Consider the following 13,229-nt stretch of genomic DNA (forward strand, 5'->3'; position numbering starts at 1 on the left):
ACAACATGCCGATCGATTTCCGCCGCTCCTGGAGCGACGAAGACCTGGAGCTGTACCGCGACAACGTGGTGCGATTCATCGAGACCGAAGTGCTGCCGCACGACGAGGAAGCCCGCAAGCGCGGCCATGTGGGCCACGAGGTCTGGCGCAAGGCCGGCGCCCTTGGCCTGCTGTGCGCCGACATTCCCGAGGAATACGGCGGCGCCGGCGGCGACTTCCGCCACGAGGCCGTGTTCTACGAGGAGATGTCGCGCCGAGCCCTCACCGGCATGGCGACTTCGGTACACAGCATCGTGGCGCACTACTTCCTCAACCACGGCACCGAGGAGCAGAAGCGCAACTACCTGCCGCGCATGGCGCGCGGCGAGATGGTGGGCGCCATCGCCATGACCGAGCCCGGCGCGGGCTCCGACCTGCAGGGCGTGCGCACACGTGCCGAGAAGAAGAACGGCGGCTACGTCGTCAACGGCTCCAAGACCTTCATCACCAACGGCTTCCTGGCCGGCGTGGTGCTGGTGGTGTGCAAGACCGATCCGGCGCAGGGCGCGAAAGGCACGTCGATCCTCATCGTCGAGACCGAGGGCTGCAAGGGCTTCCGCGTGGGCCGCGTGCTCGACAAGATCGGCATGAAGGCACAGGACACCTCCGAGCTTTTCTTCGACGACGTGCGCGTGGGCTCCGACGCGCTGCTCGGCGGCGTGGAGGGCCAGGGCTTCTTCCAGCTCATGAGCGACCTGCCTTACGAGCGCACCATCATCGGCCTGAGCGCGCTGGCCACCATGGAAGGCGCCTACCAGGCCACGATCGACTACGTGCGCGACCGCAAGGCCTTCGGCAAGCCGGTGGCCGAGTTCCAGAACACGAAGTTCAAGCTGGCCGAGATCGCCACGCAGATCAAGGTGGGCCGCGCCTTCATCGACCGCTGCATCGAAGACCTCGTAGCCGGCAAGCTCGACACCGCCACCGCCTCCATGGCCAAGCTCTGGGGCTCGGAGGCCCAGGGCCGCGTGATCGACGAGTGCCTGCAGCTCTTCGGCGGCTACGGCTTCATGAACGAATACATGGTGGCGCGCATGTACGCCGACGCGCGGGTGCAGCGCATCTACGGCGGCACCAACGAGATCATGAAAGAGGTGATTGCCAGGGCGCTCTGAGCGAGCGACCCGGCGCCCCGCTCAGGACAGCCGCCTGATCTCCGAGCGCGCGATCTCGCGGTGGTGGTACGAGGGCGACAGGCCGATGAACTCCGTGTATTTCTCGCGCGCCGCCTCGGCGTTGCCCGCGTCCTCCAGCTCCAGCGCCTCCATCGTGACCTGGGTGAAGAGCCGGTTGGCCTCGCTTTCGCGCGCGGTGGCGGCCAGCGTCTTGGGCTGCAGCTCGGGCTGCGCGGCGTAGATCCGCCGCTGCACCTCGATCACTTCGATCAGCGCGCGGCCGATGCGCTGGATGTTCTCGTCCACGGGGGCGAGGTCGGTGGCGCGCACTTCCGTGGCGGCCTGGTCCATCAGGTGCGATGCCACGCGCAGCAGCTGGTGCAGTTGCCTGTGTGTCATCGGCGGGCCGCTCCGTGCGGGCGACCGCTTCCTGGCTTCGCAGCTTCCGCGAAGCCGTTTCCTTGCAATAAGCTCATCCGTTGTTCCGTCCGGTGCCGGATGCCGTCCTTGCGCGCGGCCTGCGCTGCAGTGCCGGCTCCGCCGCCCTGGTCTTTCCTCTTGTTGTTTCTTCTTCAGCCCCGCGCTGCTTGTCGGCGAGCTGGCTTGCGCGCTCGGCGATGGCCATGTTCCTCGCCGCCTCCGCGCCGTATGTCTTCACCGAGAAGGCCTTGCTCACGCTGCCCTTGCCGGCGGTGTAGGTGATGGCCAGCCAGTAGCCGGGGTGGCTGGGGTTGGGCGTCTTGAAATGCACGCCGCTCACGCCGCTGGTGTTGTTGCGCCGTGTGATCTCGGACTTCGAACGCTTGGCCGTGCGCGGCCCGGCCGCGTGGGCCGACAGTCCCATGCGGATCGCCTCCTCGGCCGGATGGATGCGCGCCAGCCCCGTCATGCGCTTCAACTGCTGCGCGCGCTCCTGGATCGCCAGCGCCTGCGCGTCGTCGCCCAGTTCGGCGACGGAGAAGTCGGTGCGCAGGATCTCGTCCTGCGCGATGTAGGTCTTGGCCATCCATGCGCGCACGCGGCCGCCCGGCGCGAGATGGTGGAACACGCCGGTCACGCCGGTGCTGTTGTTGGCGCGGCGCTTCTCGGCCCGCGCGCTGCGCGGCTGCGGCGGCACGCTGCGCACGATCTGGTCGCGCCAGTCCTGCGCGTGGAGCAGCGCCTGCTCCGCGCCGCCGTAGCTGGCCTTGCCGAACAGCCTGTGATGGCGGATGCCGTTGCGGACGATGGAGACTTCGAAACCCCAGGACCTGGAGTAGATGCCATACATGGCTGCCGGGTTCGGGATACCTTTGGGCATTCTCGACGTGATGCTGCTACTTGCGTACTCAGCCTTGCTGTTGCAGCTGACTACGATGGGCTCCCCGGTTTGCGCATCGCTCTTTGGCGCGCATTTTTCGCAGCTATTCTGGCCGAAGCTCCGCCACAAATTCACCCGAACATCGAAGCACGGAAAAATATCTTCAGTGAGGTGCGCCGGGCGTGCATGTCCACCGGCCGCCGCGCGAACGGAGCCGGTCCCGCCCATCGGCGCGCTCACTGCGGCGGCCTCGCCCCGGCGGCGGCCATGCCGTGCTGCAGGGAGGCAGTCTGCGAAGGCTGCTCCAGCAGGAAGGGAATGGAAAGCGGCGGCGCCTTGGCCTCGGCGCTGCTGTCTTTTTGCAGGAACGCGAGCTTGTCCTCGAGCTGGCGCCTGCGCTCCTCGATGGCCAGCAGCTTCGCCTGCTCGGCTCCGTGTTCCTTGATGGAGAAGGCCTTGCTCACGCTGCCCCTGCCGGCCGTGTAGGTGATGGCGAGCCAGTAGCCCGGATGGCCCGGGTTCGGCGCCTTGAAATGCACGCCGCTCACCCCGCTCGAATTGGTGCTGCGCTTGATCTCCGACTTCGAGCGCTTGGGCTGGAGCGTCACGGCCGCGAAGGCCGGCGGGCTCGTGCGGATGGTTTCCTCCGCCGGATGCAGCTTCGCCAGCCCGTCCATGCGGTCGAGCTGCCGCGCCCGCTCCTCGATGGCCAGCGCCTGCGCCGCTTCGCCCATCGAATTCACGGGAAAGTCGGTGCGCAGGATCTCGTCCTGCCCGATGTAGGTCTTGGCGACCCAGGCTCGCACCCTGCCGCCCGGCGCGACCTGGCAGAACACGCCCGACACGCCCGTGGTGTTGTTGACCCGCAGTTTCTCGGCCCGCGTGCGCCGCGGCACCGGCGGCACGCTGCGCACCACGCCGTCGCGCCAGTCCTGCGCCTGTCTGAGCGCCTGCTCGTCGCCGCCGTAGCTGGCGCGGCCGAACTGCTGGAAGTAGCGCTTTCCGTTTCGCACGATCGACACCTCGTAGCCCCAGCTGCGGGGGTAGATGCCGTACATGGCTGCGGGGTTGGGGATTCCTTTGGGCATGGTGCTTCGGCTTGAGTCCGCTCTCTGGTTCTTGCATGGCTTTCCCGCCGGGCGCCTTGGGGGGCGGCGCCGGGCGCGGATTCCCATGCGCCGCGATGCGCCTTGCGCTATCGCGGCAGTTGGAACACAGAGGGAAATGCTAGGGACGCAGGCACCGGCGGGGTATCACCGGAATCCGTAGTTCAGGGGGTAGGCGGCACCGGAAAGATGCCGGATGTAAGGCTATCGGATGACACCCAGCCGGCGCGCAATCGCTACCGCCTGCGTCCGGCTCTTCGCATCCAGCTTCATGTTGATGTTGCGCAGGTGCGTGCGCACCGTGCTGTCCGACACGAAGAGCTTTTCGGCCATGGCGTTGTTCGAGTAGCCCTCGGCCAATAGCTGCAGCACGCGGATTTCCTTGCGCGTGAGCGGCTCCTTGATCGCGTCGCCGGCTGGCGCTTCCGGTTCGGCGGCCGCCGCCATCGGTCCCACGGCCTGCAGCAGGCGCTGGAGGTGGTCCGCGAGGATCGGGTCGCTGTTGCCTTCCTGCATCGCGGCGGCGCAGCGGTGTACCAGCGTTCCGACGGCCGGGCCCTCGTCGAGGATCAGCCGCATGAAGCCTTCCTGGCTCGCGGCCTGCAGCACCTCGGCGAATTCCTCGGCTGCGGCGGCCGGGTCGCCGGCGCGTTGCAGGGCCAGGGCGCGCAGCACCTTGAGCTTGAGCACTCGCCGGTTGCGGGCGACGGCCAGCGCGGCGTGCAGTTCGGCGTCAAGCACGGACAGCGCCGCGCGTGCGTCGCCGAAAGCGATTTCCCATCGGGCCTTGGCGAGCGCGAGGTAGTCGAGGTCATGCGCGGGCAGGCGCTGGCGGCGCTCGCGTTCCCACAGGGCCGGGTCGTCGGCGCGCAGCAGTTCGTCGTGCGAGGCGGGGCCGTTGCCCTGCAGGAGCAGCATGCGCGAGCGCTCCAGCTTGGCGCCGGCCACCACGCGCGGCAGCTGGCGCTGGTGGCCCAGGTATTCGAGCTCGGTGAGCGCCTGGAAGGCCGCGTCGATGTCGCCTGCGTGGAAGGCCAGCCGCGAGCGCATCGCGTGGCTCAGGATCATGTGGTCGGGCAGGCCCACGTCGCGCGCCATCGGCAGGTACACGTTCAGCAGCCGCTCGGCCTGCGCGAGCTGGTTGGTCTCGTAGACGGCGCCGGCGTACAGCACGCCGGCCCATGCGTTGCCATGGCTGTGGTTGTACGACACGGCATGCGTCGAATCGACCGCCATGCGCAGCCGAGCCGTGGCCTGCCGCAGCCGGCCTTCGTGCAGGTCGAAGAGACCGGCCAGCGACTCGGTGTACATGCGGTTGAAGGCGCTGTTGCCCTGCTCGCGGCGGGCCGCGTCGAGCAGGCGCCGCGCCTCGTGCTGGTCGCCGCGCACCGCGAGGATGTGGGCCATGGCGTTGAGCAGCACGCTGTCGGCAAAGGCCAGGCCGGTGGGCAGGCGCGCCAGGCTCAGGCGGCCGGCCTCGTAGGCCTCGTCGTGGCGGTCCTGCATGGCCAGCAGCAGCGGCACCAGCGTGTGGGCGCTGGCGCGCACCTCGGCGATGGGGCTGTCGAGGCAGCCCGACGCGTCGAGCTGGCGCATTGCATCCCATGGGCCGTGGGTGAAGCAGGTGGCCCACAGCGAGATCGGCTGCAGGAAGGGGTGCTCGCGCAGCTGGTGCTCGGGAATGGCCGAGAACCAGCGCGCCAGCATGCGCATGCGGCCTTCCTCGAGGAACTGCGCGGCATGGTGGTCGAGCAGGTTCAGCGCATGCGGATGGTCGCCTCCTTCAATGGCGTGGTCGATGGCGGGCACCGGCCGGCCGTGCGACTCGTACCAGCCCGAGGCCGCGAGGTGCAGGCGCGCAGGCTCGCCGGGCATCTCGCGCGCGAGCTGCGCGCGCAGGAAGTCGGCGAACAGGCTGTGATAGCGCCACGCGTCGCCGTCGCCGCTCACCGGCGTGAGGAACAGGTTCGACGCGGCCAGCCGTTCGAGGATGGCCGCGCAGTCCATGCGCGGGCACAGCGCCTGGCACACCGATGCGTCGAGCTGGCGCAGGATGCTGGTGCGCAGCAGGAAGTCGCGGATTTCCTTCGGCTGGTGCGCGAGCACGTCCTCGGCCAGGTACTCGGCCACCGCGCGGTCGGAGCCCGAGAAGCGCTCGACGAAAGCAGTGGCGGTGGCGCCCGCCGAGCCCGCGCCGTGGCGCTCCAGCGCCATCGACGCGAGCCAGATCGCCGCCACCCAGCCTTCGGTCTTGCGGTGCAGCAGCGAGAGCATCTCGGGCGGCAGCGCCTGGCGCAGGCCGAAGAAGGCGGCGGTCTCCTCCAGGCTGAAACGCAGCCGGTCGGTGTCGATCTCGGTGAGCTGCCCGCGCGCGCGCAGCCGGCCCAGGCCGAGGTCGGGCAGGCTGCGCGAGCCGATCACGATCTGCCCCCGGCGCGGCAGGTGCTCGACGATCTCGCGCACCAGCCCCAGCACGGCCGGCTCCTGCACCCGCTCGAAGTCGTCGAGGAACAGCGTGAAGGGCGACTCGTGCGCCGCCAGCGCGGCCACTGCGTCGAAGGGGTTGTTGCCGCCGTTGCCGCGCGGGTCTTCGACGCCCAGGCGCTGCACGGCCTCGGCCAGGCAGTCGAGAAAGCGCGAGACGTCGTTGTCGGCCCGGTCCAGCGTGAGCCACGCGGTGGCGATGCCCTGCGCCTCCATCCGTTCGCGGATCTGCGCCATGGCGGTGGTCTTGCCGAAGCCGGCGGGCGCGCGCACCAGCACCAGCTTCACGGCCGCCGCGGCAACCTCTTCCCGGATCGCGGTGCGCGGCACCTGCGTGGCGACGAAGGCCGGGGGATTGAGCTTGGTTTCGAGAATCCGGGGTGTGGGCGGCTGCATGCGGCGCTGAAATCCCGTCGTTTCCGACGATGTGTGCGGTCGATTCTGCTTCCTAAACTGGGCGGCGACAAACCATTCAGGACACCTCAAGGACACCAGCAGATGCAACTCGATTCCAGCATTGCGGCCGTCGTCACCGGCGGCGCCTCGGGCCTGGGCGCCGCCACCGCGCGCCGCCTCGCGGGCCATGGCGTGAAAGTCGCGCTCTTCGACCTCAATGCCGAGCAGGGCGAGGCCTTGGCGAAGGAACTCGGCGGCATCTTCTGCAAGGTCGACGTCACCTCCGAGGAACAGGTGGATGCGGCATTCGCCAGGGCGCGCGCGGCGCACGGCCAGGAGCGCGTGCTGGTCAACTGCGCCGGCACCGGCAATGCGGTGAAGACCGCGAGCCGCGACAAGTCCACGGGCGAGATCAAGCACTTTCCGCTCGCCAATTTCGACCGCATCATCCAGATCAACCTGGTCGGCACCTTCCGCTGTATCGCCAAGTCGGCGGCCGGCATGCTCACGCTCGACATGCTGGCGGACGGCGAGCGCGGCGCCATCGTCAACACCGCCTCGGTGGCGGCGCAGGACGGCCAGATGGGGCAGGCGGCCTACACAGCCTCGAAGGCCGGCATCGTCGGCATGACGCTGCCCATCGCGCGCGACCTCATGAGCGAGGGCATCCGCGTCAACACCATCCTGCCGGGCATCTTCGACACCCCGCTGCTGCAGGGCGCGCCCGACAACGTGAAGGCCGCGCTGGCGGCGTCGGTGCCCTTCCCGAAGCGGCTGGGCAAGCCGGCGGAGTACGCGACGCTGGCGGAGCTGATGATCACCAACGGCTACTTCAACGGCGAGAGCGTGCGGCTCGACGGGGCCATCCGCATGGCGCCGCGCTGACCCGGACCCACGCATTCATACAGATACAGACAGACAGGAGAACTCCATGCCCGAAGCATTCATCGTCGCCGCCGCCCGCACCGCAGGCGGCCGCCGCAACGGCCGCCTTGCCGGCTGGCACCCGGCCGACCTCGCCGCGCAGGTGCTGAACGCGCTGGTGGCGCGCACCGGCGCCGACCCGGCGCTGGTCGAGGACGTCATCATGGGCTGCGTCGACCAGGCCGGCGAGCAGTCTTCCAACATCGCGCGCAACGCGGTGCTGGCCTCGAAGCTGCCCGAGTCGGTGCCGGCCACCTCGGTCGACCGGCAGTGCGGCTCGTCGCAGCAGGCGCTGCACTTCGCCGCGCAGGCCGTGATGTCGGGCACCATGGACATCGTGATCGCCGCCGGCGTGGAAAGCATGACGCGCGTGCCCATGGGCATGCCCGTCACGCTGCCGCTGAAGAACGGGCTGGGCTTCTACGTGAGCCCGCTCATGGCCAGGCGCTACCCCGACGTGCAGTTCAGCCAGTTCACCGGCGCCGAGATGATCGCCAGGAACTACGGCATCGAGAAGGACGAGCTCGACCGCTACGCGCTCGAAAGCCATCGGCGCGCCATCGCCGCCACCAAGGCCGGCCACTTCGAGCGCGAGATCGTGCCGCTGGCGGTGCGCATGGCCGACGGCACCGAGCCCGGCGAGCAGCACACCGTGGACGAAGGCATCCGCTTCGACGCCACGCTGGAGAGCATCGCCGCCGTGAAGCTCATCGCCGAGGGCGGGCGCTGCACCGCGGCCACCGCCAGCCAGATCTGCGACGGCGCCAGCGGCCTGATGGTGGTGAACGAGCGCGGCCTGAAGACGCTGGGCGTGGAGCCGCTCGCGCGCATCCACCACATGAGCGTGATGGGGCACGACCCGGTGATCATGCTGGAGGCGCCGCTGCCCGCCACGCAGCGCGCGCTGAAGAAGGCGGGCATGAAGATCTCCGACATCGACCTGTACGAAGTCAACGAGGCCTTCGCGCCGGTGCCGCTGGCCTGGCTGCAGGCGCTCGATGCCGACCCGGCGCGGCTCAACGTGAACGGCGGCGCGATCGCGCTGGGCCATCCGCTGGGCGCGTCGGGCACCAAGCTCATGACCACGCTGGTCCACGCGCTCGGCCAGCGCGGCAAGCGCTACGGCCTGCAGACCATGTGCGAGGGCGGCGGCATGGCCAACGTGACCATCGTCGAGCGGCTGTGAAGGCGGCGGCAGGATAGGCGCGGGAGGCCGACTGCGGGGCGGGGAATGCCGATGCCAACATAATCGGGGCCCATGGGCGCCTCGCCATCCATCCTCGATCCCCGTTCCATCATCCTGCTTGCGGGAGTGATGGGCGTCATGATGGCCCTCGTGGTCTTCTTCATGCAGCGCAGCTATCCGCGCAGCATCCAGGGCCTGGGCGACTGGGCGAAGGCCCCGCTGGTCGCGTTCGTGAGCACCATGCTGTTCGCGGCGCGCGGGTACTTTCCCGACTTCCTCACCATCGTGGTCGCCAACTTCGTGCTGTACCAGGCCTGCATCCTGTACTACGCGGGCAGCCAGAAATTCCTTTTCGGCCGCAGCGACACTCGGGGCTGGACGGTGCTGAACTGCGTCCTGGCGGTGGCGCTGTTCTGGTTCGGCATCATGAAGCCCGACTTCGAGATGCGCCTGCTGTTCGTCACCCTGGCGGTGGCGGCGCTGTTCTTCCGGCACGCGCAGCTCTACATGCGGCATGCGGGCGAGGTGTTCGGCAAGCGGCTGATGACCGGGCTGCTGCTGGCGCAGGCGGTGGTGGCGGCCCTTCGCTTCGTGTCGGTGGTGGCGGGCATGGCGGGCAACGGGCTCATGGAGGGCACCTGGATCCAGTCGCTCTACATCAGCATGTACTCCTTCACCGTGCTGCTGCTGTCCATCGCCGTCATCCTGATGGCCACAGACCGCGTGCACACCGAGTTCGAATACCTCGCCACGCGCGACCCGCTGACCGGCGCGCTCAACCGCCGCGCCGTGCTCGAGGCCAGCGAGCGCGCCTTCTCCTCGGGCGAGCGCGGCGGCGCGCTGCTGATGGTGGACCTGGACCACTTCAAGGACATCAACGACCGCTTCGGCCACCAGATGGGCGACGCCGTGCTGCGCGAGGCGGTGCGCCGCATGCAGCGCGCCATCGGCGACAAGGGCGTGCTCGGCCGCTACGGCGGCGAGGAGTTCGTCGTGCTGCTGCCAGAGTCCGGCAAGGCCGAAGCGATGGAAATCGCGGCGCGCCTCAGGCAGGCCATCGGCGAGCCCTTCCCGGCGGATTCGCCGATGGCCGTCGTCGGCTCGATGGCGGTGAGCATCGGCGTGGCGGCCGGCGAGAGCGGCACCGGCGGCAACGGCATCGACGACGTGCTGGCGCTGGCCGATGCGGCGCTGTATCGCGCGAAGGCGATGGGGCGGGACCGGGTGATTGCGGCAGCTTGAACCGCAAGGGCGGCCGGGTTCTTTTCAGCCGGCACCCTCTCGGTTCATTCCGGTGTGCTCGCGTCGAGCGCTGCTCCATCGACGCGCTCTGCATTGCAGCTTGCGCAGTAGCGGGCTGCAGGTGTGCGAAGCGGCTTGCCGCACACGTGGCACGGCGGGCCGAACAGGCTCAGGCGGTGATGCAGGATCGCATTCGGATTGGTTTCCTTGTAGCCGGTGATGCGTTCATAAGCCGCCACCGTCAGATAGCCGAGGCCGCGCTCACGGGCTTCGGCAAGGCTGCAGCCGGTTTCCTCCCGGTATTGCGTCATCTGTGCGATGTAGCCCATCGGGTGCGCGACCTGCCACTCTTCCTCCGTGAGCATTGGCATGTCGGTCTGGCAGCGCCAGCAGTAGAGGGTTCGGGGCATGGGATGAATGTCTTGCGGGTTTCGGTCGCGATGATCCGCCGCATTCTGCCCGCGTCACCCGAGGCTGCTATGTCGAAGGGCGTGCCGCCTGTTTCACTCCCCACCTCACCGCCCCGCTCGCCAGCACGATCCCCGGCACCACCAGCGACAGCGCCAGCAGCACCGCGCCGGTGATGGGCTCGTTCATCCACGCCGCAGCGCCCAGCGTGGTCAGCACCGGCACCAGTGCCGCCGAGAGCGATGCGCGCGGTGCGCCGAGCCTGGCGACGGCGACCATGTAGACCACCAGCCCGAGCAGGCCGGCGACCACGCCCTGCGTCGTGGCCTGCAATGCGACATCGGGCCATGGGGCGGTGAGCAGCTTCGGTACGCCGGCGAACGGCAGCACGAGCAGCGCCAGCAGCAGCGCCGACCATCCGTTCACGAACGCCGCGCCCTGCCATGGCGTGAGTCCGCAGTGCGCGAACACGAGCGAGTGCGCCGCCCACAGTACGGCCGCTGCAAGAAAGAGAACATCGCCGCGCCAGTCGTTCGAACCGCCGCCACCGCTGGAGCTGCCCATTGCGAACAGCGCCATGCCGACCGCGATGCAAGCCAGCCCGACGAGCCTGATGCCTTCGATCGTCTGCCCCTTGTGCAGCCACGCGCCGATGGCGGTGAAGAGCGGCAGGCTGCCCGCCATGAAGACGCCCATGTGGCTCGCGGGCGCCCGTTGCGCGCCGGCCAGCACCAGCAGGCCGAAGGGCAGCCCGCCGCCTGCGACGAGCAGTACGAGCAGGGGCAGCGATGCCTTCGGCGCGATGCGCTTTTCACCGAACCACAGGGGTGCGAGCAGCAGTGCTGGAATGCCGTAGCGAAGCAGCGCGAGGTCGATGGGCCCGAGCGTGGTGGTCACGCCGTGGCGCGAGACGAGTTGCCATGCGCTGCCGATGAAGGCAGCGGCCAGCGCGGCGAGCAGGCCGGTGAGGAGATTGCGCTCGAGCATTGCGGCGAGTCTCGCGACCGCGCCGCATGGCGGCTATCAAATTCTTGCGCCGTCGTCAGGCCAGGGTGCGCCGGGCTTCGCCGAGCGTGACGCCCACTTCGCGCCTGAATACCGCGCCCAGGTGGCTCTGGCTGCAGTAGCCGAGGTCGTGCGCGATGCCGGCGAGGTCGGTGTCGCCATCGGCCAGCCGCTCCATGGCCGAGGCAAGGCGCAGGTGCTGGCGGTACTGGTGGAGGCTCAGGCCGGTCTGCTGGCGGAAATTGCGTGCGAGGTGGAAGGGCGAGCGGGAGACTGCGTCGGCGAGTTCGAGCAGTGAGAGCCGCGTGTCGCGATCGGCGGTTTCCCCGAGCAGCCGCTTCGCGCGTGCGACCGCGCCCGTCAGCGGCATCTGCCGGCGCGACGAGGCGATTTCGTCGACCAGCGAGGCGATGACTTGCGCGCCGCCATCGCCCGCGCGCAGTTGCCGTTGCGCCGCGTGAATGCGAAACAGCGACCTTGGCGAGATCAGGCAGAACGCGGGCGTTGCATCGTCCATGCGATCCCGCCGATGCCGGCTGACTACCACGCTGCGTCGGACGGCACTTACTGTGGGGCGCAGCTGGTAGACCATGGCATCGCCCAGATGCATGGCCGTCAGCCCGTCGACTTGCCAGATGCTGTCGCCCCATCGCAAGTCGAGCATCGCGCGGCCGACAGGAAAGATGATGCGGCGCGATTCGAGTGTGTAGGGACCGCTCCAGCCGGGCTCTTCCTTCGCATGCGAGCGCAGATGTTCCACCGTGAACTCGTGTCCGGTGTACAGGAGCGTGCGGTCGTGGGGCATGGCGGCATTCTGCGCGCCGGAGGGCGCTGGTGGCCTATTTCTCGTCGTCGTCGCCCCAGCGCCAGCGCGGCGGCTCGCCCTTGAGCCAGCAGACCGCGACGAGCACGAGGGTCGGAACCGCGAGGCCGAGGAAGAAGCGCAGCGGTTCCTGCTCGGGGTGAAGGGAATACACCGCCGTCAGCACCAGCGCGGCGTAGACGGCGACTACCACCCAGCCTTGCCAGCGATTGGGAAGCCCCCAACCCCAGCCGTAGCGCTTGGCGGGAAACCAGTAGGGCTGTTGTTGTTTCTGCATCGAGTCTCTCCTTGTCGATCGGGGCAGCCTCTTCAATGTTCCAGTCGCTGCGTCGTTCCTTGCGGAACCCGGGCGGATTCTGTCCGCCTTGCCTGAAGAGATCCTGAGCGCCCGAAAACTGGCTCGCTCAGGCGAACGGAAAGGGCCCTTCCATCGCCCCGATGTGGCTGACATGGCTCACCATGCCATGCGCCTCGCTCCACAGGTGCAGCATGCAGCCCGGCCGGCCCATGTACGAGGCCGGCGCCGCGCCTTCGGCCAGCTGCAGCGCGATCTCGGTCGTGCTGCTCGGGCAGGAGCACACGACGGTGCCGGCCCAGCGGCGCAGCATCGTGCGGTGCACATGGCCGCACAGCACCAGCTCGATGTTGGGAGCGCCGCGCACGATGGCTTCGAGCGGCATGGTGTCCATGCAGCGGTACGCGTCCATGTAGGGAATGCCGCTGACGAAGGGCGGATGGTGCAGCATCAGCAGCGTGGGCTTGATGCGTCGGACTCCAGCGTGCGCTGCAGCCATGCGAGGCCCTGCGCGTCGATGCCGCCGTGATGTAGGCCGGGGATGCACGAGTCCAGAGCCACGATGCGCACCGGATGGTCGTCGATGCAGTAGTGCAGCGCACCCTCGGCCGGCAGGTAAGCGTGGTCGGCGAAGGCGGCGCGGAAGTTCTCGCGGTGGTCGTGGTTGCCGGGGATCACGAGGTACGGGATCTCCAGCTTCGCGAGCAGGCGCCGCGTCTGCGCGTATTCCTCGGGGCGGCCCTCGTCGACGAGGTCGCCGGTCACCAGCACGAGGTCAGGGCGGCGGTCGAGCGCGTGCAGGTGGTCGACGGCTTCCCCGAACATGCGGTTCGAGTCGGCCACGCCCTGGTAGAGCTGGCCTGCGGGGCGGATGTGCGGGTCGGAGATCTGTGCGATGAGCATGCG

Annotated in this window: 14 protein-coding genes; 4 read left to right on the forward strand and 10 right to left on the reverse strand. The window is 68.9% G+C overall.

The genetic code is table 11. From position 1 onward, the window contains the following. Nucleotides 1–5: 5 nt before the first annotated feature. On the forward strand, nucleotides 6–1,154 hold the full coding sequence (locus AC1VNX_RS05715) for an acyl-CoA dehydrogenase family protein (RefSeq protein WP_483155846.1): 1,149 nt from the start codon (nucleotides 6–8) through the stop codon (nucleotides 1,152–1,154). A 21-nt stretch (nucleotides 1,155–1,175) separates the two neighbouring features. Here the strand turns inward: AC1VNX_RS05715 and AC1VNX_RS05720 are convergent, their stop codons facing one another. The 4 genes from AC1VNX_RS05720 to AC1VNX_RS05735 form a co-directional block, all read right to left on the reverse strand. Then, nucleotides 1,176–1,553: a hypothetical protein gene (locus AC1VNX_RS05720; RefSeq protein ID WP_483155847.1), complete on the reverse strand. Its 378-nt coding sequence runs from the start codon at nucleotides 1,551–1,553 to the stop codon at nucleotides 1,176–1,178. Between the two features lie 73 nt (nucleotides 1,554–1,626). After that, entirely contained in the window at nucleotides 1,627–2,454 is an 828-nt protein-coding gene (locus tag AC1VNX_RS05725; protein ID WP_483155848.1) for an AP2 domain-containing protein, read from the reverse strand. 236 nt (nucleotides 2,455–2,690) lie between these two features. After that, a complete protein-coding gene (locus AC1VNX_RS05730) occupies nucleotides 2,691–3,542 on the reverse strand; it encodes an AP2 domain-containing protein (protein WP_483155849.1) in 852 nt (283 codons plus the stop codon). 222 nt (nucleotides 3,543–3,764) lie between these two features. After that, a complete protein-coding gene (locus AC1VNX_RS05735; protein WP_483155850.1) occupies nucleotides 3,765–6,440 on the reverse strand; it encodes a winged helix-turn-helix domain-containing protein in 2,676 nt (891 codons plus the stop codon). A 102-nt stretch (nucleotides 6,441–6,542) separates the two neighbouring features. On the opposite strand from AC1VNX_RS05735, the gene AC1VNX_RS05740 reads away from it, so the two are divergent. The 3 genes from AC1VNX_RS05740 to AC1VNX_RS05750 all read left to right on the forward strand — a co-directional run bounded on the left by AC1VNX_RS05740 (nucleotide 6,543) and on the right by AC1VNX_RS05750 (nucleotide 9,792). Next, nucleotides 6,543–7,325 carry an SDR family NAD(P)-dependent oxidoreductase gene (locus AC1VNX_RS05740; RefSeq protein ID WP_483155851.1) on the forward strand — a complete coding sequence of 261 codons (783 nt, stop codon included), beginning with the start codon at nucleotides 6,543–6,545 and terminating at the stop codon, nucleotides 7,323–7,325. Between the two features lie 46 nt (nucleotides 7,326–7,371). Then, nucleotides 7,372–8,550: an acetyl-CoA C-acetyltransferase gene (locus tag AC1VNX_RS05745; protein ID WP_483155852.1), complete on the forward strand. Its 1,179-nt coding sequence runs from the start codon at nucleotides 7,372–7,374 to the stop codon at nucleotides 8,548–8,550. Nucleotides 8,551–8,622: 72 nt separating this feature from the next. Continuing rightward, nucleotides 8,623–9,792, forward strand: coding sequence for a GGDEF domain-containing protein (locus tag AC1VNX_RS05750; protein WP_483155853.1), 1,170 nt, complete (start codon nucleotides 8,623–8,625; stop codon nucleotides 9,790–9,792). A gap of 44 nt (nucleotides 9,793–9,836) precedes the next feature. On the opposite strand, the gene AC1VNX_RS05755 is transcribed toward AC1VNX_RS05750, so the two are convergent. From AC1VNX_RS05755 to AC1VNX_RS05780, 6 genes are all read right to left on the reverse strand, one after another. After that, complete coding sequence (locus tag AC1VNX_RS05755; protein WP_483155854.1) at nucleotides 9,837–10,202, reverse strand: hypothetical protein; 366 nt, start codon at nucleotides 10,200–10,202, stop codon at nucleotides 9,837–9,839. 67 nt (nucleotides 10,203–10,269) lie between these two features. Continuing rightward, nucleotides 10,270–11,187: a DMT family transporter gene (locus AC1VNX_RS05760; protein ID WP_483155855.1), complete on the reverse strand. Its 918-nt coding sequence runs from the start codon at nucleotides 11,185–11,187 to the stop codon at nucleotides 10,270–10,272. A 55-nt stretch (nucleotides 11,188–11,242) separates the two neighbouring features. Then, nucleotides 11,243–12,010: a helix-turn-helix domain-containing protein gene (locus AC1VNX_RS05765; protein WP_483155856.1), complete on the reverse strand. Its 768-nt coding sequence runs from the start codon at nucleotides 12,008–12,010 to the stop codon at nucleotides 11,243–11,245. 34 nt (nucleotides 12,011–12,044) lie between these two features. Further along, a complete protein-coding gene (locus AC1VNX_RS05770) occupies nucleotides 12,045–12,305 on the reverse strand; it encodes a hypothetical protein (RefSeq protein WP_483155857.1) in 261 nt (86 codons plus the stop codon). A 127-nt stretch (nucleotides 12,306–12,432) separates the two neighbouring features. Then, a complete protein-coding gene (locus AC1VNX_RS05775; RefSeq protein ID WP_483155858.1) occupies nucleotides 12,433–12,822 on the reverse strand; it encodes a metallophosphoesterase family protein in 390 nt (129 codons plus the stop codon). Beyond that, entirely contained in the window at nucleotides 12,774–13,226 is a 453-nt protein-coding gene (locus AC1VNX_RS05780; RefSeq protein ID WP_483155859.1) for a metallophosphoesterase, read from the reverse strand. Before AC1VNX_RS05780 ends, AC1VNX_RS05775 begins: the two co-directional genes overlap by 49 nt. Between the last annotated feature and the right edge of the window lie 3 nt (nucleotides 13,227–13,229).

The sequence above is a fragment of the Variovorax sp. TLI9-5A genome (assembly GCF_056867935.1).